The sequence below is a fragment of the Syntrophus buswellii genome (genome assembly GCF_046097065.1).
Taxonomy (GTDB): Bacteria; Desulfobacterota; Syntrophia; order Syntrophales; family Syntrophaceae; genus Syntrophus; species Syntrophus buswellii.
This window is the reverse complement of the sequence record NZ_CP175563.1, coordinates 349,227-372,290: the sequence shown is the minus strand read 5'-3', so window position 1 is coordinate 372,290 and position 23,064 is coordinate 349,227. Positions and strand designations below refer to the sequence as shown.

Genomic DNA, 23,064 nt, shown 5'->3' with positions numbered 1-23,064 from the left:
GAGAGCCGGAAAAACGGCGCGGCAACTCCGAGGGCGGAACGAGCCGCCTTGAGACATTCCGTGAAGCAGCGGGAATATGTTCACAACCAGGCAAGGAGACGGCGTCAGATGAGATTTATTCCCAGGGAAGAAAAATTTTTCGATCTCTTCGAAGAGCTGGCGGCTAAGATCGAAGAGGGCGGCCTTGTGTTCATGGATATGCTGGAACATTACGACCAGGCGGAACCCAGGATCGCCCGGATCAAGGAAATCGAGCACGAGGCCGATGTCATCACGCACAAAACCTACGAGAAAATGCATCGGACCTTTCTCACCCCCTTTGACCGGGAGGACATCCACGCGCTCCTGAACAATATGGACACGGTCATGGATATTATCGAGGCCTGTGCCATCCGGATGCCCCTTTACAGGATCAAGGAACCGGCGCAAGAGCTCAAGGAGCTGGCCCGGATTCTCAACAAGGCCATAACCAAGGTGAAAGAGGTGGTCTATGCCCTGCGGGACAGGAAGAATGCCCCGATGATCCTTGCTGCCTGCGTGGAAATCAATACGGCGGAAAACGAAGGGGACATCGTGTTGAGACGGGCGGTTTCCCGGCTCTTTGAACAGGAGAAGGACGTGGTCGAGCTGATCAAATGGAAGGAAATTTTTGAACGGATCGAAGAAGCCACCGATGTCTGCGAGGATGTGTCCAATATCGTCGAGGGGATCGTCCTGAAAAATGCTTGACGGGTCTGCGTGACGCTTTTCCCATTCGAACAACCGGGAAACCGGAATCTCTGTGCTTTGGCGGATCTGTGGGGTCGATGGCACAGACCTGCCCCTCATCCCGGTGCGATCTTCAAATCGAAAAAGAGAAGTCCGCGGACATCATCCGCCTGACACTCCATCGACCTTGAGACGAAATGATCCCGGCAGCACATGGGAACGCTGATGAGGATCTTATTTGCGGATTATTTCACGGTGTACCCGCGACCGTCGAGGCAGGCAGACATCGCCCGCAGATAGTCCGCTTGCGTCCCCTTCGTCTGCGCTTCGGGCGGCTGCGTCGGATCGAAACCCGTCTGCTCGACAGCCCACTGATGGCATTCATACCGGTCATCCGCCTGCTGCTGCTCGCTCTGATTCAGGCGGGGATAGATGAACAAATCATCCGCCGGCGGCGGCACCTGGCTGGCCTCATCCTTCGGCGGCGGAACGACGACATAGCCGGCCCCCCGGTGGGTGTAATAGACTTCGTTGGCGTAATAATAGGGAACCCCGCCCGCCCATACCGTGGTGTAATAAGGCGGGAGGAAAGAAACATACAGGCCCGGAGGGGGAATTACGACGGAAAAATAGGCGCCGTAGGGGCGGTACCAGACACCCCTTGAATAGTAATAGTGACGCCCGCCATGATGCACATGATGGGAGTGCCGGGGCGCTTTTCGATAGGATTGGCCGTGGACGGGATAGCTGCGGTTGTGATGATAGCGCGTATCCCGATACTCACGGGAGTGGCTGCCGCCTGGAACGGCCCGCTGGGCGGAAGCGGGGGCATTTCTGTACGACTTGCCGCCGGAACCGTGCCGCACTCCTCGATCCGCAGACTCTGCCGCCGTTGACCAGCAAAGCAGCACAATCCCCGTCAGAAGAACCGACATCCACCCCCTGGCTGCGGATCCTTTTTTTTGGAATAAATTCATCATGACTCTCCACCTCCCTGAACATTTCCCGGGGGGCTTGCTCTGTCAACGCACCGTGTAACCCCGGCCTTCCATGCAGGCGGACATCGCCCTTCGGAAACGGCCCGCCTGCCCTGCAAGCTGGGCATCCCGGGTGCGGGTCTGCGCATTATAGGATTCCTCGATCCGCCGCGCCGATTCCTGCCTTGCCACGTCGGAAGCAGCCCCGACCACGGCTCCCCCTGCTGCGCCGATCAGCGCGCCCTCCCCGGCATGATAAGGGCCGCCGATCAGCGCACCCAGCACCGCACCGGCAATGGACATCGTGACGGTATCCCATCCCGGCGTCGGCATCGGCACCACGCTGACGCGCTGATTCCTGGGAATGGCCGATTTCCCCGGGTCAAATCCCGTCATCTTCACCGCCCAGTTGTAGCATTCGTAATGGTCGCGAGACTGCTTTTCAACCGTTTGCCCCTTGTTCGGGTAAAAGTACAGCTGGTTCAGAGGCAGACTGGCATGATCGCCGTCACCGGCAGGGGACGGCACGACCGCGGCAGAGGGTCCGCAATAGCAGGACGTCAGCCCCGCAGCGGTCAGGAAAAGCAAAATTCCGAAACAAAACCATGACATCCCCTTTTTGAGCCGTTGCCTTCCCTTTTTTCCTTTGCCGGATACCAACACGTTTTCTGCCTTTCATTCCCCGAAAGCTCCCGCGGACCGGAGAGGACAACGGCCTCCGTGCGGGATATGTTCTTTGACCACGATGTCCTTGAAACCTCATTCATGACCTTTTCTTCAGCAGGGAGTGTGCCGAAGGGTCCGGAACATCCCCATAAAAAAGAACCGCGCGATATGAGCTCGTTGCAGACGTTCACCCGGGAAAGCCCCGGGGCACAGTGAATAATAAGTATCCATCCGGACTATCCACCTGGGAAGAAAGTAGCCGGTCCCCAGGGCTGCCCCGGAAAAGCTCATTCATTCATCCAGGAGGCAAAGGCCGGCAGACAACGCCGCCTTGACGGCATCGGCCAGTTCCGCCGCCGTAATGCGCCGGTTGATCCGCTCATCCCTGTGGGAAAGTCCACAGGGGCGGTACTGTCCCATGACGTTGACACAGGTGGAAGGAGAGATCTCCCGGGACAGAAAATTCATGACGTCACGGGAACCGGCGATATCGTCCGGCATGACCAGATGACGCACGAGAAGCCCCCGCACGGCAAGCCCGGCTTCGTCGCACCGTAGGTCACCCACCTGGCGGTGCATCTCCTTGAGCGCCTTTGCCGCCTGTTCCCGGTAATCCGAAACATGGCAGAAGCGCCGCGCCCAGGCGTTATCCCAGAATTTGAAGTCCGGCAGATAGATGTCGACAATCCCCTCCAGCAGTTTCAGGGTTTCCACGCTTTCATAACCGCCGCAGTTGTAAACCAGAGGTATGTCCAGCCCCTGCTCGATGGCCGGAACCAACGCCTGCAGAATCTGCGGAACCACGTGGGTCGGAGTCACAAGATTGATATTGTGACATTTCATTTTCTTCAAGGCGATCATCATGGCCGCCAGCTCACCGGGCTCAACGGCCTTGCCGGCAAGACAGTGACTGATCTCATAGTTCTGGCAGAACGAGCACAGGAGGCTGCAGGAACTGAAAAAAACCGTTCCGGAACCGCAGGTTCCCACGAGCGGGGCCTCCTCCCCGAAATGGGGAGAGTAACTGGCAACGACGGCTTGGTCGCCGGTTCTGCAGATTCCTGCTTTTCCCGCCAGCCGGTCCACGCCGCAGTTGCGCGGGCAGAGCCGGCAGGAGGGAGAAATCAGCGCCATGGCCTGCTCAATTCGTTCCTGCAATATTCCTTCGCGGTACAGAAAGAGGTATGATGGCCGGTTCATAAACGAGCCCTCCGCTTTACCGGGTCAGACAACCCGATCTCAATGGGTAAAAGCCGCCTAGACAAAGGAAATTTCCCCTGAATTCCAGTGATATCCTATACCATTTTTCGGAATCAGACCAGAGCCCAAGGAGGGACTTCTTCAACGGCGTATCCCGCAATCCCCCAGGGGGCACGAAACTCCATGCCGTAACGGCCCAAGATCCTCCTTGACTTATCTTCCCCCTGTTTCATATACCTTTAAAAAGGTAAAGGGGCTTCCCCGCCGAACGAAAGGGATCACATTCGAAAGCCCGGGGTTTGAGCCGGGAACGTCCCCGAAACGGGCAGGCTCCAAAAAGAGAAGGACATTCAAGGAACCGGGAGAAGGAAATGGAAACGACGGCCAGGAAATCCCTGGATGGTTTGTTCAACGGCAGGGGGGTTGCGATCATGGGAGCCTCCGCTAAAAAGGGAAAGCCCGGCCATTCAATCGTTGAAAACTTGAGGGCTGCGGGCTTCACAGGAAACGTTTACCCTGTCAATGCCGCATCTGAATCCATCCTGGGCTTTCAGTGTTACAGGAGCCTGGAGAAGATTACCGGCCGGATCGATCTCGTGGTGATGGTTCTGCCTGCCGATGATTGTGTCGAGGCGGCCCGGGCCATTGCGCGGCGGAAAGACGGGAAAGGCGACATTTCCGCTGCCGTGGTCGTTTCCGCAGGCTTCAGCGAGTTGGGAACGGACCAGGGCCGGTCCCGCGAGAAAGCCCTGCTGGACGTCCTCGTTCCCAGAGGGATCCGGGTGGTGGGACCGAACTGCCTGGGAGTGATGGACACCTATTCCGGGGTCAATACAAATTTCGATATCGGCGCCTATCGAAGGGGCGGTCTTTCGATCATCACCCAGAGCGGGGCCTTTGCGGTCTCCTACCTGAAGTGGGCGGAGCCTGGAAGGCTTGTGGGGCTGAGCAAATTCGTGTCCCTGGGCAACATGTCGGACGTGAATGTCGTCGAGCTCCTTGGCTACCTCGCCGATGACGACCGTACGTCGGTAATCGCCCTTTACCTCGAGGGGACAAGGCAGGGGCGCGCCCTCGTCGAAACGGCGGCTCACGTGTCCAGGAAAAAGCCGATCGTCGCCTTGAAGGCGGGAAAAACCGGAATCGGCTCCGTGGCCGCGGCGAGTCATACCGGTTCTCTGGCCGGCAGATTTGAAATGTATCAGGGGGTCTTCCGGCAGGCGGGTGTCGTCCTGGCCGAAAGCGTCATCGAGTTTTATTATACTGCCGCCGCTTTTGCCAAAATGCCGTTACCCAGAGGAAATTCGATCTGTGTCTTGACCGTTCTGGGGGGGGCCGGGAACCCTGTGCGTGGATGAACTGGTCTCTTCCGGAGCTGTCCGGTTGGCCAGACTTTCGGAGAAAACAAAATCCGAGCTGCGGACCATTCTGATCCCGGCAGCCAATATCGGCAAGCCGGAGGGGTTCATCGACACAACCCCCTCCTTTACGGAAGCGCAGCATCGCGAGGTATTGAAAATTGTTCTGGGGGATCCGGCCGTTTCCGGTGTGATCTATCTTACCACGCCTCCTCTTTTCATGGATGAAGATGCCCTGGCGGAAAACATCATCGCCGCCTATGAATCCTTCGCCCCGGAAGAAAGGAAACCCCTTCTCTCCGTCATCGGCTTCGGCTCTTCCGTTCCCCGGTTGAGGAACCGGATGGAGGAAGCCGGAATGCCCACCATCGAGTACCCGGACATTGCGGCAAAAGTGATGATCAATATGGTCCGTTACAGCCGGTACAAATCACGGTTTGATGAACACTAAGCGGCTGTTCTGAAGCGTGAGGCCATTCCGGCAGAGGAGGGAGAAATGGGCTGCCACGAAGTTGTTCAGAGGGCTCTGAAAGCGGGAAGGAAGCTTTTGCCTGAACATGAAGCCTATGGGCTGTGCGGGGAATTCGGCATTCCCTTCGCCCCTGCCCGTCTTGCCGGAAATTGGGAAGAGGCGAGGCAGGCCGGCGAAGATCTGGGGTTCCCCCTTGTTCTGAAGATCGTCTCCCCTGAAGTCGTCCACAAGTCCGATTTCGGGGGAGTCCTTGTCGGCATCACCTCTCCCGCCGATCTTCGAAAGGCATACGACCGGCTCCTGGCCAATGTTCGAGAAAAAGCCGGCCATGTGGCCGTTGACGGCGTCCTCGTTCAGAAGGCCATGCCCAGGGGGGTGGAAGTGGCCGTTGGAGGTCTCAGGGATGACGTCTTCGGCCCGATGATCATGTTCGGATCAGGGGGGATTCTCATCGAGGTCTTCAAGGACGTTTCTTTCCGGATGGCGCCCTTCGATGAGGAAGAGGCTCTGCGGCAGATCAGGGATACGAAGGCCAGCGAACTTCTGGCAGGCGTCCGCGGCGCCCCGCCCTGCGATCTGGGAACCCTGGCTCGACTCATTGTGAATGCGGGCAACCTGATGTGCAGGGTTCCGGAACTTGCCGAACTGGATTTCAATCCTGTGCTGGCCTATCCCGATGGGTGCGTCGTCGTGGACGCCAGGATGATTTTGAGCGCTTAAGGACTCGGTTACTGGGGTTTCCGATAATAGCGCATCGCCTCGGGAATAAGGGCCTGAATGTTGGCGATCCGGTTTGTCGGAGCCGGATGTGTGGACAGAAATTCAACCGAACGCCCCCCGCCCTGAGCATTCATCCGCTGCCAGAGCGTTACGGCCGCCCTGGGATCGTAGCCGGCCTTGGCCATGAGCACCAGGCCGATCCGGTCTGCCTCGTTTTCCTGCAGACGGCTGTAGGGCAGGATGTATCCGACGTTTGAGCCTACTCCGTAAAGCTGAAGAAAAAGCTCCTGCGTTGCCGCCGCCTGAGTGGACAGGGCGGCGGACAACCCTATGCCCCCGAGCTGAACGAGCAGTCCCTGGCTCATCCGTTCGTTTCCGTGTTTGGCGATGGCATGGGCAACCTCGTGACCCACCACGACGGCCAGGCCTGTTTCATCCCGCGTGATGGGCAGGATCCCCGTATAAACGGCTATTTTCCCACCGGGCATGCACCAGGCGTTCACCGTCTTGTCGTCTTCGATCAGATTGAACTCCCATTTGTACAGGGCGATATCCCCTCCGTTACCGGATTCTCTCAGAAAGGATTCCGCGGCGCTGGCGATCCTCGCACCGACCCTCCGAACCATCTGCACTTTTGCCGCATCGTTGGACAGCTTTGATTTTTTCAGAACATCGGCATATTGCTGATAGCTCATGGTCACCACCTGGGAATCGGGAACAAGGCTCAGGCTGCTGCGCCCGGTGAGGGGGACCTCCGCGCAGGACAAAAGGAAAAGGATGAGGATCAGGCCTGCAATCCCCCTCCACGAAAAGATTTTGAGGGGAGTAGGTAACCGTTTCCTGCTGTTCCAAGAAATGTTCGTGTCCATGCCGTAACCTCCACGTTAACCAACATGTTATGACCGGCTTCCAGGGCCGGCCTTACTGCCAGTGCCTCAGGACAGGATATTCCTCAGGCCCAAAAAGGCGAAATAAAAGGCGAAAGCAACCAGGAAAACGGCGCAGCCGCCCAGCACATTCCGATAGAGCCGATCACTGAGGAAGGAGCGGCCCTTGGCCACGGTCCCCGAAACAAGGGCGTAAAACGCAAGATCCCCAAGGATGTGACCGGAAAAGAAAAAGGCAATCCCCACGATCCCCGACATTCGGCACTGGGCGATGTATCCCAGGCCAATCGTGGCCCACCAGATATACCAGTACGGATTGGCGAGGCTCAACAGAACCCCGTACACCATCAGGCGCCCCTGCTTCTTCCCTCCCGAATCCTGCCAGGACAGGCTCAGGGAAGGCAACGACCGAAACATTCCACAGGCCATCCAGAGAAGAATCACGGATCCGGAAAGGGCAATCCCGGTAAAGACCCCTTCTTTGAGGAGAAGAGGCGCCAGGCCGATCATCAGGGCGGCGAGCAGCGCCAGTTCCAGAATTCCGTGGCCGGCAACAATCAAGGGACCCGTCCAGAATCCCCGGCGCGCGCTTTCGCTGATTGTGGCCGTCAGCATCGGGCCGGGCATCATGGCTCCGGAAAGGGCAATCACAAAGGATGAAAAAAAAATGGTCATCAGGGCCAGCACAGGTCACGTTCCTTGCTCTTTTAATGACATGTGGAATTCAACGCATTCAAGCAGCCTTGTAAAGAAAGCCGGGCCTTTGAAATCTTGTTTTTCCAGGTAGGATTATGAAGGAAATCGTTTTAAAAAGCAACGCTCCCGGCAGGGCCCCGGGAGCGTTGCCGCTGACTTGTCGATAAAAGTTCCCGATGACGAAAAAAGCGACGACTTCGGGTAAAGATGACGTGCCCATCGGCAGCAGCCAAGCCGGCAGGATGGAGCATCAGAAGAACTCCGTTCCGGATGTGGCGGCCTGGAAGCGCCGGGGCGGCTCGTTTTTCGCAGAACCTACTTCGCCCCGAGGGGAAGCACGGTGCGGCCGAAGCTTTCGTTGAGCACCTGCCCCATGGCGCAGTAAATCGCCAGGGAACCGCACAGGACCCCTTCCCACCCCGTCATGACCGCCCAGGTGCCTTTCCATCCGAAACCGTCCCGGGCAGCCAGCATCCAGAACAGGATGGTCAAGGTCAGAAAAACGGCCTGCAGAACGCGGGTGGACTTCCAGGTGCCGAACCACATGAAAAAGGTAAACACCCCCCACATGAACAGATAGGCCGTCATGAACGCTTCGCTGTTTTTCGGAATTCCGAACTGACCGTTGAAGTAAACGAGGAAAACCAGGGTGAGCCAGAACAGGCCATAGGAGGTAAACGCCGTCGTACCGAAGGTGTTGCCTTTCTTGAACTCCATGATCCCGGCAATGACCTGAGCCATGCCGCCATAAAAGATGCCCATGGCCAGGATGCCCGCACCCAGCTCGAAGAGCCCGGCGTTGTGAAGGTTCAAAAGAACGGTTGTCATTCCAAAGCCCATAAGGCCCAGTGGTGCAGGATTCGCTAGATTGTCCGACATGATGATAAACCTCCTCAATAATTTCTGTTAGTTACACAAACGCCCCGCTAACTGGGCGAATCTTAGGGAAAGTTGCGGAGCATGTCAAATAAAATCGGCTTCTGCAATAGCGGGATCCCGTGCAATGGTTCCGGATTCTGTCACGTTTTATTGGGTAGGGGATCAACATGCGTCCTTTGATAAGGAAATAAACCTTTTTTCAAGAATTTCCTTGACAATATTTTTCTTTTTCTGATATTGGGAAACCATATTTCTTCTTAAGTATTTATAAGGAACGCGTGTCATGCTGAAAAACATTCTTCTGATACTGGGCATTATAACCGTAGTCATCGTACGCAGGGGGACTGCTGCTCGGTTTCTTTAACAACAAAATAAGGAACTGAGAGCCGCAGGCCCCTGAAAGGATCTGCGGCTCTTCTTTTTTTGGAAAAGAGCCGCATTGCATACAAATGCGGCTCTTTTGTTTTTGAACCGCGGCGATGCCTTTGAAGAAAACATGGAACGCAACACGATCCGCTTCCTTGAAATACGAAGATCCGGAGGGGACTGACCCGTTTTGGCCCTCTGCCGGGAAAGCTGTCAGGAATGAAAGGAGTATCGAAAGATCATGGACACCATCGGTGCAGATATCGTTTTACAAATCCTCCAGGAGGAAGGGGTGGAAGCCATCTTCGGCTATCCCGGGGCAAGCTCGCTGCCGCTTCACGACCGGCTGAAGGACAGCCCCATCCGTCATTACCTGACACGGCATGAACAGGCAGCCGCCCACGCCGCGGATGGGTATGCCCGTGCCACCGGGAAAGTGGGAGTGTGCCTCTCCACGTCAGGACCTGGCGCCACCAATCTGGTGACCGGCATCGCGACCGCCTTCATGGACTCTTCACCCGTGGTCGCTCTGACCTGTCAGGTCAATACCAGCCTGATGGGTCGGGATTCTTTTCAGGAAACGGACATTGTAGGAATTACGCTGCCGATCACCAAGCACAGCTATCAGGTGAATAACGTGAACAACCTGGCTTCGGTTCTGCGCCGGGCCTTTCAGCTGGCGAGGTCCGGCCGGCCGGGACCGCTGCTGGTCGATATGCCCAGGGACATCCTCGCTTCCCGGTGTGAAAAGGCGGATCCCCCGGAGGAGACTCCGTCGTCCGCCGCAGAAAAAGTCCCGTCTAATCTGGACCAGCTGGGGAAAATAGCCCGGGCGCTGAATATGAGCGAACGCCCCGTGATCATCATGGGGGGCGGTGTGAAGCTGAGCAATGCCTGCGACCTGATGCGCGCCTTGATCGAAAAGGGAGGGATCCCCTTCACCACCACCATGATGGGCGTGGGTTCGATCGCCTCCGGTAACGGCTACGATCTTGGCTTCATCGGCACCCACGGCAATGAGCTGGCAAACAGCACGGTGCACCAGTCCGATTTTATCCTGGCCGTCGGCATGCGTTTCTCCGATCGCAGCACGTCTCTCATCGATGAATTCGCGCCGCTGGCCACCATCGCCCAGATTGACATCGATCCCACCTCAATCGGAAAGAATGTCAAGGTGGCTCTGCCTTATGTGGGCGATATCCAGGAAACCATTTCGGCCCTTCTGAATCTTGTGGAGTCGAGAGACAGGTCCGCCTGGCTGCAGCGCATCCAGCAGGAGCGGGAAGCCAAGGATTTCTGCCTTCCCTTCAAGGGTTGCGGAAAGGCGGGTCATCTGATCAGTATGATCCAGGAGGCCATGCCCAAAGAAACCATCGCCGTCTCCGACGTGGGCTTGAACCAGATATGGACTCTCCGCACCTGGAAGGCCCGCACGCCGCGCGGCCTTATCACCAGCGGCGGCATGGGAACCATGGGGTTCAGCGTCCCGGCGGCAATCGGCGCCAAGATCGGCATGCCGGACAAATCCGTTGTGGCCATCTGCGGAGACGGGGGATTCTACATGAACATCCAGGAACTGGCCACCCTGAGCTATTACAAGATCCCGGTTAAAATCGTCGTCCTCAACAATCGCCACTTGGGGATGATCCGCCAGATTCAGGATCTTTTCTACGAAGGCCGCTTCAACACCATCGAACTGGGCAATCACGTGGATCTGGTGGCGGTGGCGAAGGGCTTCGGCGTCCCGGCGGAGAGAATCTCCGTGGATGAGAACCCCGAAGCGGCCCTGGCCGCCCTGGCCCGGGCGGAAGGCCCCCACCTGCTGGAGGTGGTTGTGGATGAGAACGATTACGTCTTCCCGATCATCCCCCCTGGGCAGGCGAACACGGCAATGATTCACGGAGTCGGCGACTGAGAACGGATGAAGGGGACCCAGCTCCCCGGTCCGCCGGCTTTTGAAGGAACAAGAGATACGGCGGGGATATTTTAGGGAGGAAAAGAACAGGCCATGAGCATGGAAGAACATACCATTACGATTCTGGTCAAGAACGAGCCCGGGGTGCTGTCGCGCGTTGCAGGAGTGTTCAGCGGCCGGGGATACAACATCAAGACCCTCTGCGTCGCTCCCACGGCGAACCCGGAAATTTCACGGATCACCTTGACGAGCAACGCCGATGCGGATTTTACGGAAAAGATCAAGAAGCAGCTTGATAAACTGGTTGATATTGTAGATGTTCTGGATTATACAGGCGAACGATTTCTCAAGAGGGAAATGATGCTCCTGGGTCTGAAGATTACCCCCGGACGCCACGCGGAGGCTCTTCAGGCGTTAAACACCCTGGGATGCAGGATCGTGGCCATGCGGCCGGATTACTATATTATCGAAACCTCTGGAAGTCGCTCTGAAAATGATGCGGTCTTCCAGTACTTTCAGACGTTTGATGTCGAAATGATGAATCGGACGGGATGCATCGCCATCCCGCTCAATCCCAAGAATGATCCGGAATGAATCCCTCCCGGATCCCTTGAGGACGAAGAATTTATACATAATGATAAGGGGGTATTTTTGTGAAGCTCACCGGATCGCAAATCCTATTTAAAGCCCTGCATGCAGAAGGCGTGGACACCATCTTCGGCTATCCCGGAGGGTCCGTTATCGATCTCTACGATGAAATGTACCGACAGGAAGGAATTCAACATTACCTGGTCCGCCATGAACAGGGCGCGGTCCACGCAGCGGACGGTTACGCCCGCGCAACGGGGAAAACCGGTGTCTGCCTGGTTACTTCAGGCCCCGGCGCCACCAACACCGTGACGGGGATCGCCAACGCCTACGCGGATTCCATCCCGGTGGTCATTCTGACCGGGCAGGTTCCGACCCATATGATCGGCAAGGACGCGTTTCAGGAAGTGGACATTACCGGCATTACCCGTCCCTGCACCAAGCACAATTTCCTCGTTCGAACGGTTGAAGATCTGGGTCGCAACATCCGCGAGGCCTTCCACATCGCCCGGAGCGGGCGCCCCGGTCCCGTGCTGGTGGACATTCCTAAAGATATCCTCCAGGCGACTCTGGAAGAAGAGAAGATTTCCATGGCCGTCAACCTGCCCGCAGAACCGTCCAGGGAATCCATCGATGGGGCCTGTGCAGAGGCTATCAGCCTCATCAAGGCCTCCCGCAGGCCCGTCATCTTCGTCGGCGGCGGAATCCTCCGGGGAAAGGCCGTCTCAGAACTGCGGACCTTCGTCGATGCGGTCAACGCACCGGTCACCGCCTCGCTCATGGGGCTGGGAGCCTTTCCGGGAACGGATCCACGCTGGCTCGGGATGCTGGGCATGCACGGGACGTATTACGCCAATATGGCCGTCAGCCACAGCGACCTGCTGATCGCCGTCGGAGTGCGCTTTGACGACCGCGTCACCTCCAAGGTCGCGGAATTCGCACCGAACGCCCGGATTATTCACATCGATATCGACCCCGTTTCGATCAACAAAATCGTCAAGGCCCATGTCTCCATCATCAGCGACTGCCGGGAAGCCTTGCAGCGCCTCAACACGATGGCCGGGGGCCGGGTCCTTCTTTCCGAGGATCAGACCCGGGACTGGCTGGATCAGATCACAAAATGGAAGAGGGCGGTTCCACTGGGTTACTGCCGCAGCGATAAGATCAAGCCCCAGTGTGTCATCGAAAAGCTCTACGAACTGACAAAGGGGCAGGCCATCATCACGACGGAAGTCGGGCAGAATCAGATGTGGGCGGCCCAGTTCTACCACTTCGATTACCCGGACACCTTCATCTCATCGGGTGGACTGGGTACGATGGGCTTCGGTCTTCCCGCGGCCATCGGTGCCCAGGTGGCCTTTCCGGACCGCACGGTCGTCGACATTGCCGGGGACGGCAGCATTCAGATGAACATCCAGGAACTGGCCACCGCCGTCCACTACAATCTGCCTGTCAAGGTCGTCATCCTGAACAACAGCTTTCTGGGCATGGTCCGGCAGTGGCAGGAAATGTTCTACGGAAAACGCTACTCTCAGACCCATATGAAACAGACGCTCGATTTTGTGAAGCTGGCTGAAGCCTTCGGAGCCGTCGGACTGAGAGCCACGAAGCCCGAGGAAGTGGAGGATGTCCTGCGAAAGGGACTGGAAACCCCCGGGGTCGTCATGATGGATTTTCAAGTGGAGCCGGAGGAGCAGGTTTATCCCATGGTCAGCCCGGGCGCCGCGCTGACGGACATGAAGCTTGGAAACCTGAGGCAGGAGGCCGACTGATCCAAGACGGGTTTTTTCCGCCCATACACTTCATCCAAAGAAAGGTTTGCCGTAAAATGGACATCAAGGAAAGCGTCATTTCAATCCTGGCCAGCAACAAGCCCGATGTGCTGGCCCGCATCGCCGGAACCTTCAGCGGCCGCGGCTTCAACATCGACAGCATCACCGCCAATATCACGAGAGATCCCCGGATCACGAAGATTCTCATTACGACGCACGGGGACCAGGACACGATTATAAAAATAGAAAAGCAGCTCAACCGCCTCGTCGATATCCACCAGGTTACGGATCTGACCAGCCTGGGTCTTCCCCTTCGCGAGATGATGCTGATCCGCATGCCGATGACCGGGGAAAACCAGGACAAAATCATGGAAATCGTTGACAGATACAGGGGAGAAGTGATAGAAACCGGCGCTGGATATGGCGTCCTTGAATTGGCGGGCAACAAGGAAGACATGGACAACGCCTTCGCCGCCCTGGAGCAGCTGGGCATTGATGATTTTGCCAGGACAGGCAGCATCACACTTTAGGATTGGCCGCTCAAGGGGGAACCGCATTCCCGCTTCAGCAGAAGAAATAAAGATCGTTTCTTCACATAGGGGCAATGGGCCATTGCCCCTATGTCTTATGAAACGTTCTGAAGAACATGATAAAAATACCGGGTTCAGGATATAAGGAGGCAACGTATGGCAAAAATTGATTTCGGCGGTATCGTGGAGGAGGTTATCACATCTGAAGAGTTCACGTTGGAAAAGGCGCGGCAGGTGCTGAAAAATGAGGTTGTCGCCGTTGTCGGCTACGGCATTCAGGGACGGGGCCAATCTCTGAACATGCGCGATAACGGGGTCAACGTCCTTGTCGGCGAAGGGCCCTATGCCTGGGATCAGGCGGTTGCCGACGGATTCGTCCCCGGAGAAACGCTCTTTTCCCCGGAAGAGGCAGCCAAACGGGGCACCATCATCCAGTACCTTCTCTCCGACGCAGGCCAGAAGGAAATGTGGCCGGTGATGAAAAACTGCCTGCAGCCGGGCAATGCCCTTTACTTTTCCCACGGGTTCTCCATTGTTTATAAAGAGCAGACCGGGGTGATTCCCCCGGCGGACATCGACGTCATCCTGGTGGCCCCTAAAGGCTCCGGCACGACCGTGAGGTCGAATTTCCTCGACGGCAGCGGCATCAATTCCAGTTATGCCGTTTTTCAGGACGCCACGGGCAAAGCCCGGGAACGGACCCTGGCGGTGGGGATCGCCATCGGCTCAGGCTATCTCTTTCCCACCACCTTTGAGCAGGAAGTCTACAGCGATCTAACCGGCGAGCGGGGCGTGCTCATGGGTTGCCTGGCCGGCGTCATGGAGGCCCAGTACAACGTCCTGCGCAAAAACGGCCACAGCCCCAGCGAAGCCTTCAACGAAACCGTGGAAGAGCTGACGCAGAGCCTCATCCGTCTCGTAGCGGAAAACGGCATGGACTGGATGTACGCCAACTGCAGCATCACCGCCCAGCGAGGAGCCCTGGACTGGAAGGACCGTTTCCGTGACGCCGTCGCGCCCGTCTTCGATTCCCTCTACGAAAGCGTGAAGAGCGGCCGTGAGACCCAGATCGTGCTTGAGGCCAGCCAGGCCCCGGATTATCGGGAAAAGCTGCGGAAGGAACTGGAAGTTATCCATAACAGCGAAATGTGGAAGGCCGGGGCCGCCGTGCGCAATCTGCGCCCCGAGCGGCGGAAGAAATAGCAGTTCCCATTCTGAATCATGGCGTCAAATAAGAAACGGGAAGTACATGTCGCGTCTTAACGTTTTTGCAGGGGATTAACCGGTTTCGATCAGCGGGTTAATCCCCTTTTTTTACAGGGAAACAGTTCCCGGAAGGAGAAGTCCATGCGCAGCGATATCATGAAGAAAGGTCTTGAACGGGCGCCGCACCGTTCTCTGTTTAAGGCCATGGGATATACCGATGAAGAGCTTGAGCGTCCCGTCATCGGCGTTGTCAACGCCGCAAATGAAATCATTCCCGGCCACATCCATCTGGATCGGATCGTAGAGGATGTCAAAGCGGGGATTCGCATGGCCGGCGGAACCCCGGTGGAATTTCCCGCCATCGGAATCTGCGACGGCATCGCCATGGGCCACCTGGGGATGAAATATTCCCTGGCCAGCCGGGAGCTCATCGCCGATTCCACGGAGGCTATGGTCATGGCCCATCCCTTTGACGGCCTCGTCCTTGTACCCAACTGCGACAAGATCATTCCCGGAATGCTGATGGCCGCCCTGCGTCTCAACATCCCGTCGATCTTCATAAGCGGCGGCCCCATGATGGCCGGGCGTCTGGACGGGAAGTCCGTGGACCTCATCAGCGTCTTCGAGGGAGTCGGCGCGGTCAAGGCGGGCAAGATGTCGGAAGAGGAACTGAATGCCCTGGAAGACTGCGCCTGCCCGGGCTGCGGCTCCTGCTCCGGCATGTTCACCGCCAACTCCATGAACTGCGTCACAGAGGCCCTTGGTCTGGGTCTTCCGGGAAACGGCACGATTCCGGCGGTTTTAGCGGCGCGGCGGCGTCTGGCCAAAGAGGCCGGGATGAAGATCATGGAACTGGTCGCCAGGGACATCCGCCCCCGCGACATCGCCACGCTGAGCGCCTTCAAAAACGCCCTCGCCGTGGACATGGCCCTGGGATGCTCCACCAATACGGTTCTGCACATCCCGGCCATCGCCCATGAAGCCGGTATCACCCTGGACCTCGACCTCTTCAACAGCGTCAGCGCTCAAACGCCCAACCTGTGCCATCTCAGCCCGGCCGGCCCCCATCATATCGAGGAGCTGGACGCCGCGGGAGGCATCCAGGCCGTCATGAAGGTCATCAGCGAACGGGGCGTGATCGATGAAGCGGCCCTGACGGTCACGGGAAAGACGGTCGGGGAAAACCTGGCAAAGGCCCGGGTCCTCAATGAAGAAGTGATCCGCCCGCTGAACCGCGCCTATCGCCCCGAGGGCGGCATCGCCATTCTCAGGGGGAACCTTGCCCCCGACGGCGCCGTGGTCAAGCAGTCCGGGGTGCTTCCGGAAATGATGGCCAATGAAGGCACCGCCCGGGTCTTTGATTCAGAGGATGAAGCGATTGCCGCGATCCTGGGCGGCAGGATCGTGGCGGGAGATGTTGTGGTCATCCGCTACGAGGGGCCGAAGGGCGGGCCGGGAATGCGGGAAATGCTGAGTCCCACTTCGGCCATCGCCGGCATGGGCCTGGACAGCTCCGTTGCCCTGTTGACGGACGGCCGTTTCAGCGGCGGCACCCGCGGGGCCGCCATCGGGCACATTTCCCCGGAAGCGGCAGAAGGCGGTCCCATTGCCCTGATCAGGGAAGGAGACCGCATCGCCATCAACATCCCGGAGAAGACCCTGACCCTTAACGTCGGCGATGAAGAGCTGGAGCGGAGAAGGCGGGAATGGCAGCCGAAACCGCAGCCGGCCCTGGGCGGCTACCTGGCCCGCTATGCCCGGCTTGTCACCTCGGCCAGTACGGGGGCTATCTTCAAGGATTAGGGCAGTCGGGCTGACAGGGGGTATTCAGGCCCTTGTTCCTGCAAAATCCCTCCCTTTGCCCACAGGCAAGGGCGGGATTTAACTTTTTAAAGGTTCAGCGGATGCAGCTTCTGCTTCGCAGGCCCGGAAAATAAATTCATAGAAACTCGAAGTTATTTGTGTTAGAGAAGCCGGAAAAATCAAAATCATTTTTAAAACCGGGAGGTTTTAATGAAAAAGGAAAGTAAGAACAGAAATACGTTCATCATGTTTCTGTTAGCTTTTCTCGTGGCATTTTTTGTTATCTCCGTGGTGGAGGTTCTGCGCTCCTCCTTTGCCCCCGTGGCCCCTGATGTTCAGGTCGCATCGGCGGTCCCTTCGACGGACAGCGCCGGAATGCCCGGCTCCTTTGCAGATCTTGTCGATCGATTAAAACCGGCGGTGGTCAATATCCGGACAACCCAGACGGTCCGGCCCGGGTCGAACCCCTTTTCCTCACCCTTCGGCAATAACGGATCACCTTTCGAGCGTTATTTCTGGGGGGACGAATTTTTTGAACGGTTTTTCGGAGATGTTCCCAAACGTGAGTTCAAGAAGAGGAGTCTGGGTTCCGGGTTCATTATCAGTGCTGACGGATACATTTTCACAAACAATCATGTGGTGGAAAAGGCCGATAAAATCCTGGTGAAGCTGTCCAATGGAAACGAATATGAGGCAAAGATCATCGGCAAGGATGCCAAAACGGACATCGCCCTGATCAAGATCAAGCCTACGGGGAGTTTGAATGTCGTTGAAATAGGCGATTCCGATAAACTTCGCGTGGGAGAATGGGTCCTGGCGATCGGCAATCCCTTCGGGCTGGAGCAGACCGTCACGGCGGGGATCGTGAGCGCCAAGGGAAGGGTCATCGGGGCGGGCCCCTATGATGATTTCATCCAGACGGACGCATCGATCAATCCGGGGAACAGCGGCGGCCCCCTGTTCAACATGGAGGGGAAGGTCATTGGAATTAATACGGCCATTGTCGCCCAGGGACAGGGAATCGGGTTTGCAATCCCTGTCAATATGGCCAAAATCATCCTCTCCGACCTCAAGACCAAGGGGAAGGTCTCTCGCGGCTGGCTGGGCATCTCCGTCCAGGATGTTACGGAAGACATCGCAAAGACGATGAATCAGAAAGCTCAGCAGGGCGCCCTGGTGGCAGAGGTTTTCAGGGGGGATCCGGCAAGCAACGCAGGGATCAAGCCGGGGGATATCATCGTTGAAATCAATGGGAAAAAAGTCAATAACTCACATGATCTCCTGATGATGGTTGCCGGGTTTCAAGTTGGGGACCGTGTCGATGTCAGATTTTTGCGGGAAAATCGGCTGATGAAGGCGAACGTCCTGGTTGCGGAGCGTACGGACCAGACGGAACTGGCGGCCAGAGGCGATTTATCCCGGGACAGTTACGGCATGGCGGTTCATGACATTACCCCGGAGATCGCTCAATACCTGGGATTGTCCAGCCGCACCGGGGTGGTCATCACGGATGTTCGCGAGGGAAGCCCGGCCGATGACGCGGGGCTTCAGCCTCAGGATGTGATTCTTCAGGTCAATCGCGCAAAAATTGCTTCGAAAAAAGACTACCAAAGGGAGATCTCCCGCAAGGAGGCCAAAAAGAATCTCCTGCTCCTGGTCAAACGGGGGCAATCCACCTTTTTTGTCGCCCTTCGGCCATAAGCCTTATCCGCTTTTCCCTGAAAAAAAACCCATGCCCGAAGCGTCCGTACTGTCCGTCATTTACGACAAGCTCAACAGCCACTTTGGAGACCTCCACTGGTGGCCCGGCGAGACGCCGTTCGAAGTGATGGTAGGCGCAATCCTCACTCAAAACACCGCCTGGCAGAACGTGGAACGCGCCCTGGACAATCTTAAGGCGGCCGGCTTGCTGGATCCTCAATGGCTGTATGAAACGGACTCCCGGATTTTAGAGGAGCTTATTCGTCCCGCAGGCTACTTTCGTATTAAAACGTTCCGCCTCAAGAACTTTCTCTCTTTTCTGTGTTCTCATTACGGTTGGGATCTGGAAAAAATGTTTTCCGAAGATTTATGGCTACTCCGCGATCAATTGCTCTCCGTCAACGGCATCGGAAAGGAAACGGCGGACAGCATCCTGCTTTATGCCGCCAATCAACCCATTTTTGTGATCGACACCTATACCAGGAGGATTTTTCAGCGACATGGCGTGATTGCCTCGGACATGCACTATGACGCGCTGCAAACGTTTGTTATGAAGTCCCTTCCAAAAGATGTCCCGCTTTACAACCAGTATCATGCCCTGATTGTGAACACGGGGAAAAGGTATTGCCGGACGGTGCCCCGCTGCGAAGAATGCCCTTTGAATTCCATCGGATATTATGGCTAGGAGGTTTCCGTGTTTAAGAAGATCTCCCTTTTTGCGATTCATTCCGGACTGATCCGCTGGCTTTATTACCTGGTCCGCTTTTATTTCCTGTTTTGCCGGCTTTCTGTCACGAATGACGCTTCCCTCCTTCAGCGGCTCTCCCGTCATGAGCCGTTGATCGTCTCCATCTGGCATCAACGGATTTTAGCGATCCTTCCTTATTCGCCGCGCTTCGCGCACTATTCGCCCTCGGTCATGATCAGCCGGAGCCGTGATGGCGAACTGGTTGCTCAGCTTTTTTCCTGCATGAATTTCCACCCCGTTCGAGGCTCGAGTTCCAGGGGCGGGAAAGGGGCGCTATCGTCCCTGATCCAGGAACTTCAAGAGCATCCCGCGGTGGTTCATGTTGTGGACGGTCCCCGCGGACCACGGGGAATCATCAAGCCGGGCCTCATCACCCTGGGCCAGCGATCCGGAGCGCCCATTTTCCCGATCTCCGCCTCCGCCAGTCGGGCGTGGATTCTAAACAGCTGGGACCGCTGCCTGATCCCCAAGCCCTTCAGCACCATCCATATTTCCTGGGGCGCTCCCATCTTCATCCCCCCGGATCTCGATCCGGAAAACTTTGAACGGATGCGCCTGGACGTCCAGAATCGGATGCTTTCCCTCCAGCAGGAGCAGGACGCCCGCCTGGGCTGGTATAATCTCTTCGAATGATCCTGGGATTCAGAGGGGATTCTCACTCGTAAATCCGAGCTTTCTCCTCACCCCTCAATACCGTCAAGGCAGCCTGGGCAAAGGCCAGGGCCTCCTGCTCCGGATACCGTTTCACCGGTGCGATAAAGCCGCACCTCTCTTCGATCCAGTTGACCGCGTGGGCGGATTCCAGGATCTTGCCCGTCAAGATGACCGCATCTACCTTGCCTTTCAGAACAGACGCCATGGCGGCGATCTCTTTCGAGACCTGATAGCACATGGCCTCCAGGTAAAACCCGGCTTCTTTATTCCCCGCCTGGACCTGCTTTTCAATGTCACTGATTTTGTTGGTGCCGAGATAGGCGACCATCCCCCCTTCGCCCCGGATCATTTTCAGGATCTGTTCGCGGGTGTATTGACCGGAAAAGCACAGTTCCACCAGCGACACGACGGGCAGGGCGCCACTCCGTTCCGTGGTGAAGGGTCCCTCCTCGAAGGCGTTGCTTACATCGACGAGCCTGCCGCCGGCGATGGCCGCAATGGACATCCCGCCTTCCAGGTGAGCGATGATGAGATTCAGGTCGTCCATTGCCCGATCCAGTTCCCGGGCTGCGAGTCCTGCAATCCCTTCGATATTCACCACATGGTAGACGGCGCGCCTTTGAATTCCGGGAATGCCGGATACCTTTGCCATAGGACCGAGAGATTGAGAGGCACAATGAGCGACAAAGGCCGGGATGCCTTGTTCATCGGCGATTTCCCTGGCAAGCATGCAGCCCATTCCCGCCGCATGTTCCACCCGCGACAGGATGGATTTAACATCATCGATCATTTTTTGATTAACCACGTAGGCGCCGCTTTCCCTGCGGCTTATGAAGCTTCTGCCGACAACGGCCGCCAAATCCCCTTTCCGGATATTCCATTGCCGAAGCTGTTCCTTGATGGCAGCGCAACGGTAGGGATACTGATCCAGGATCGTTGAATACTTCCTCAATTCTGCTACGGGATGGATCATCCTGGCGCTTTTAACCTCACGCTCATCTTCAAAAATGGAAATCTCGCTGCTGGTGGATCCCGGATTGATCAGCAATGTTCTGAACATATAATAACCTCCCTCCTGCTTGCTTTATCAGGATAAACACCTTGCAATCAAAAGAAATTTTTCCTATCCTTACCTTCAGCAACATTTCAGCATAGAATTCTTTCACAAAAATGTGTCCCCGATGAGATCATCAACTAAACACGGATTAAAATATTGAATATTAGACAATTGGAAACGATGTGGTGAGGTTTTCCTGCAGGTGAAAAGAGGTATGTCTGTCTTGTACGTGGCCCCCGTGACGGCAAGAACCGCAAATAATGCTTTTGTTTGAAGGGAGGATACACCATGAACGCAAAACGTTTCCTTGTCGTTATAATCGCCATATTTTGCCTGTTCACAACTGACGCATACGCAAAAACTTACAGCTCCGTAGTTGTTTACGGGGATAGCCTGTCCGACAACGGCAATTTTTTCGATGCGACCGGTCAGCCCGGATTCCCATATTACGACGGTCGCCGGTCAGACGGTCCGGTTGCGGTGGAATACCTTGCCTCATTCCTGGGGGCGCCTTTGATCGATTTCGCATGGATCGGTGCGACGACAGGGGTCGGCAATTACGCAGACAGCGGTAACGTGACGGAGTTCGGCGCATATAACCTGCCGGGCATGACGACGATGTATGGCGCAACAAAAGGGTTGCTCGGTCCCTACATGTCCGGAGGGCTTTTCGTCGTTTGGGGGGGGCCGAACGACATCCTGGCCCCCTCGCCTATGGATGGGAATGATATTTCTGCGATCGTCTCGCGGGCATTGGCAAATGAGCTGGCGATCATCGGGGAACTGAAAGAAATGGGCGCAGAAACGATTCTTGCACCGGGGATGCCGGATCTCGGCCTTACACCCTATTTTAACTCCGTGTCGCCGGAATATGCCGCCCTGGGTACCGCGATCACAAACGCTTTCAATGCCGGACTTGAGGCCATGCTTCCCTCCGATGTGCTGTATTACGATACGGCCGCACTGATGCGGTCCGTGGTGAACAATCCTTCCGCCCACGGATTCACAAACGTAACAGATGCCTGTTTCGATGGCTCAGCAGTATGTGGCGACCCGGGGACATACCTCTTCTTTGATGATTTCCATCCGACGACGGCTACTCATGAAATCCTGGGCAGAGATTTCGCGGCAACGGTCGTCCCGTTGCCCTCAGCGATCATCTTCATCTGCACTGGATTTGGCTTCCTGGCGGTCCTGCGGCGACATCTATGATGTGAGAGGTCTTGGTTCTCGGAAGATCTTGAACATTAATCAAGATATGGTAAGCTGGCGCATTGCAAGTTGCCATTTTTTGCATCAATGTATAATTTCCCATCAATAGGAGTATCTTGATTCTTTATGTCTGCGACTGGTACGACTACATGAATTTCATAAACAGGAGTTTTGATACCGCCGCAATCTTCAGTTCCATTCTTTAGTAACTTTACAGATTTAATATGCTTTTCTACTTCTTTTTTGTTCTTACCGTACGGATCACCCATTAAGATTTTTACCGCTTTTGATTTAGCTGATACCTCTGATAGCATTTTTTTCAGCCGCAATCGCATGTGTAGCCAACACAGTAAATAGAAAAACCAATACAACAGCTACAGCTCTTTTCATCATACATATCCTCCGATTTTTTAGTTTGCGACTCCGTGCCCCGCCTGTCAGACAGAAATAAGGGGTCTCAATCTTTCTGCCCAACGTGCGTGGGTCAGGCGCGCTGTAAAACGTCGCCTGCGCCTTCTGGTTCTGTCTTTGTCTTCATCATCCAAAAAGACATCGACTTCGGTTATTACCCCGCTGGGTTATATGATGTGGATAATGGGGTGCTATGATACGGGCGATTCTCGGCATGAAAAATTTCTACATTGATCCTCACCGGTTCAAACATAAATACGGGAAGCGTCCCCATATTACCCCATATTACCCATATTACCCCTGCTGCAGTCCCTCAGTTTACCTGTCCGTCTTTCCCTCACTTATCGTGGCCGCTCTCAAGATATCGTTTCCCCTTTGATCGTCGCAGACAACTTCCTCGACATCGAAGGACTCCGAAATAACAGACAGATCCGTTCAGAGAACAAAGCGACCGCACATGATTTGACCTCGATTTTTCCCGATAGGACCCTCATCGAAATATTTCGAACGCCTTTCTCTCGATCTTTCATTGAGGGAT

General features: G+C 56.1%; 22 protein-coding genes. 14 read left to right on the top strand and 8 right to left on the bottom strand.

Features of this window, described 5'->3' with window-relative positions:
* Nucleotides 1–108 precede the first annotated feature (108 nt).
* Nucleotides 109–729 (top strand): DUF47 domain-containing protein, encoded by a 621-nt coding sequence (locus ACJ77P_RS01730; protein WP_367360599.1) that lies wholly within the window; start codon nucleotides 109–111, stop codon nucleotides 727–729.
* A 224-nt stretch (nucleotides 730–953) separates the two neighbouring features.
* Here the strand turns inward: ACJ77P_RS01730 and ACJ77P_RS01725 are convergent, their stop codons facing one another.
* The 3 genes from ACJ77P_RS01725 to ACJ77P_RS01715 form a co-directional block, all read right to left on the bottom strand.
* On the bottom strand, nucleotides 954–1,688 hold the full coding sequence (locus ACJ77P_RS01725) for a DUF6515 family protein (protein WP_367360598.1): 735 nt from the start codon (nucleotides 1,686–1,688) through the stop codon (nucleotides 954–956).
* A 42-nt stretch (nucleotides 1,689–1,730) separates the two neighbouring features.
* Nucleotides 1,731–2,348 (bottom strand): glycine zipper 2TM domain-containing protein, encoded by a 618-nt coding sequence (locus ACJ77P_RS01720; protein WP_408998849.1) that lies wholly within the window; start codon nucleotides 2,346–2,348, stop codon nucleotides 1,731–1,733.
* A 294-nt stretch (nucleotides 2,349–2,642) separates the two neighbouring features.
* Nucleotides 2,643–3,551, bottom strand: coding sequence for a radical SAM protein (locus ACJ77P_RS01715; RefSeq protein ID WP_408998848.1), 909 nt, complete (start codon nucleotides 3,549–3,551; stop codon nucleotides 2,643–2,645).
* A gap of 371 nt (nucleotides 3,552–3,922) precedes the next feature.
* Here ACJ77P_RS01715 and ACJ77P_RS01710 point away from each other — a divergent pair, with 371 nt between their 5' ends.
* Genes ACJ77P_RS01710 through ACJ77P_RS01700 form a run of 3 tightly spaced genes read left to right on the top strand, consistent with a single transcriptional unit; the run spans nucleotide 3,923 to nucleotide 6,101 of the window.
* Nucleotides 3,923–4,909: a CoA-binding protein gene (locus tag ACJ77P_RS01710; RefSeq protein ID WP_408998847.1), complete on the top strand. Its 987-nt coding sequence runs from the start codon at nucleotides 3,923–3,925 to the stop codon at nucleotides 4,907–4,909.
* Nucleotides 4,902–5,360, top strand: a complete 459-nt coding sequence (locus ACJ77P_RS01705) for a hypothetical protein (RefSeq protein WP_408998846.1) — start codon at nucleotides 4,902–4,904, stop codon at nucleotides 5,358–5,360. The genes ACJ77P_RS01710 and ACJ77P_RS01705 overlap by 8 nt, the downstream gene beginning before the upstream one ends.
* A 45-nt stretch (nucleotides 5,361–5,405) precedes the next feature.
* Complete coding sequence (locus ACJ77P_RS01700; RefSeq protein WP_367360594.1) at nucleotides 5,406–6,101, top strand: acetate--CoA ligase family protein; 696 nt, start codon at nucleotides 5,406–5,408, stop codon at nucleotides 6,099–6,101.
* Nucleotides 6,102–6,109: 8 nt separating this feature from the next.
* Here ACJ77P_RS01700 and ACJ77P_RS01695 read toward each other — a convergent pair whose 3' ends face one another.
* The 3 genes from ACJ77P_RS01695 to ACJ77P_RS01685 all read right to left on the bottom strand — a co-directional run bounded on the left by ACJ77P_RS01695 (nucleotide 6,110) and on the right by ACJ77P_RS01685 (nucleotide 8,563).
* Nucleotides 6,110–6,970, bottom strand: coding sequence for a M48 family metallopeptidase (locus ACJ77P_RS01695; RefSeq protein ID WP_367360593.1), 861 nt, complete (start codon nucleotides 6,968–6,970; stop codon nucleotides 6,110–6,112).
* Between the two features lie 66 nt (nucleotides 6,971–7,036).
* Nucleotides 7,037–7,675, bottom strand: coding sequence for a LysE family transporter (locus tag ACJ77P_RS01690; RefSeq protein ID WP_408998845.1), 639 nt, complete (start codon nucleotides 7,673–7,675; stop codon nucleotides 7,037–7,039).
* Between the two features lie 324 nt (nucleotides 7,676–7,999).
* On the bottom strand, nucleotides 8,000–8,563 hold the full coding sequence (locus ACJ77P_RS01685; protein WP_367360591.1) for an acetate uptake transporter: 564 nt from the start codon (nucleotides 8,561–8,563) through the stop codon (nucleotides 8,000–8,002).
* A gap of 607 nt (nucleotides 8,564–9,170) precedes the next feature.
* Here ACJ77P_RS01685 and ilvB (ACJ77P_RS01680) point away from each other — a divergent pair.
* The 9 genes from ilvB (ACJ77P_RS01680) to ACJ77P_RS01640 all read left to right on the top strand — a co-directional run bounded on the left by ilvB (ACJ77P_RS01680) (nucleotide 9,171) and on the right by ACJ77P_RS01640 (nucleotide 19,825).
* Nucleotides 9,171–10,844 carry a biosynthetic-type acetolactate synthase large subunit gene (gene ilvB / locus ACJ77P_RS01680; protein WP_367360590.1) on the top strand — a complete coding sequence of 558 codons (1,674 nt, stop codon included), beginning with the start codon at nucleotides 9,171–9,173 and terminating at the stop codon, nucleotides 10,842–10,844.
* A gap of 93 nt (nucleotides 10,845–10,937) precedes the next feature.
* A complete protein-coding gene (gene ilvN / locus ACJ77P_RS01675; RefSeq protein ID WP_367360589.1) occupies nucleotides 10,938–11,438 on the top strand; it encodes an acetolactate synthase small subunit in 501 nt (166 codons plus the stop codon).
* 59 nt (nucleotides 11,439–11,497) lie between these two features.
* A complete protein-coding gene (gene ilvB, locus ACJ77P_RS01670) occupies nucleotides 11,498–13,204 on the top strand; it encodes a biosynthetic-type acetolactate synthase large subunit (RefSeq protein ID WP_367360588.1) in 1,707 nt (568 codons plus the stop codon).
* A gap of 56 nt (nucleotides 13,205–13,260) precedes the next feature.
* Nucleotides 13,261–13,734 carry an acetolactate synthase small subunit gene (gene ilvN, locus ACJ77P_RS01665; protein ID WP_367360587.1) on the top strand — a complete coding sequence of 158 codons (474 nt, stop codon included), beginning with the start codon at nucleotides 13,261–13,263 and terminating at the stop codon, nucleotides 13,732–13,734.
* Nucleotides 13,735–13,890: 156 nt separating this feature from the next.
* Nucleotides 13,891–14,937 (top strand): ketol-acid reductoisomerase, encoded by a 1,047-nt coding sequence (gene ilvC / locus ACJ77P_RS01660; protein WP_408998844.1) that lies wholly within the window; start codon nucleotides 13,891–13,893, stop codon nucleotides 14,935–14,937.
* Nucleotides 14,938–15,081: 144 nt separating this feature from the next.
* Nucleotides 15,082–16,743 (top strand): dihydroxy-acid dehydratase, encoded by a 1,662-nt coding sequence (gene ilvD / locus ACJ77P_RS01655; protein ID WP_367360585.1) that lies wholly within the window; start codon nucleotides 15,082–15,084, stop codon nucleotides 16,741–16,743.
* A gap of 210 nt (nucleotides 16,744–16,953) precedes the next feature.
* Nucleotides 16,954–18,444: a DegQ family serine endoprotease gene (locus ACJ77P_RS01650; protein ID WP_367360584.1), complete on the top strand. Its 1,491-nt coding sequence runs from the start codon at nucleotides 16,954–16,956 to the stop codon at nucleotides 18,442–18,444.
* A 31-nt stretch (nucleotides 18,445–18,475) separates the two neighbouring features.
* Nucleotides 18,476–19,129 carry an endonuclease III domain-containing protein gene (locus ACJ77P_RS01645; RefSeq protein ID WP_408998843.1) on the top strand — a complete coding sequence of 218 codons (654 nt, stop codon included), beginning with the start codon at nucleotides 18,476–18,478 and terminating at the stop codon, nucleotides 19,127–19,129.
* A gap of 9 nt (nucleotides 19,130–19,138) precedes the next feature.
* Nucleotides 19,139–19,825 (top strand): lysophospholipid acyltransferase family protein, encoded by a 687-nt coding sequence (locus tag ACJ77P_RS01640; protein ID WP_408998842.1) that lies wholly within the window; start codon nucleotides 19,139–19,141, stop codon nucleotides 19,823–19,825.
* A gap of 22 nt (nucleotides 19,826–19,847) precedes the next feature.
* On the opposite strand, the gene buk is transcribed toward ACJ77P_RS01640, so the two are convergent.
* Nucleotides 19,848–20,906: a butyrate kinase gene (buk, locus tag ACJ77P_RS01635; protein WP_408998841.1), complete on the bottom strand. Its 1,059-nt coding sequence runs from the start codon at nucleotides 20,904–20,906 to the stop codon at nucleotides 19,848–19,850.
* Between the two features lie 285 nt (nucleotides 20,907–21,191).
* Between buk and ACJ77P_RS01630 the strand changes: the two genes are divergently transcribed.
* Nucleotides 21,192–22,115 carry an SGNH/GDSL hydrolase family protein gene (locus ACJ77P_RS01630; protein ID WP_408998840.1) on the top strand — a complete coding sequence of 308 codons (924 nt, stop codon included), beginning with the start codon at nucleotides 21,192–21,194 and terminating at the stop codon, nucleotides 22,113–22,115.
* A 35-nt stretch (nucleotides 22,116–22,150) separates the two neighbouring features.
* On the opposite strand, the gene ACJ77P_RS01625 is transcribed toward ACJ77P_RS01630, so the two are convergent.
* Nucleotides 22,151–22,429: a hypothetical protein gene (locus ACJ77P_RS01625; RefSeq protein WP_408998839.1), complete on the bottom strand. Its 279-nt coding sequence runs from the start codon at nucleotides 22,427–22,429 to the stop codon at nucleotides 22,151–22,153.
* Nucleotides 22,430–23,064 lie beyond the last annotated feature (635 nt).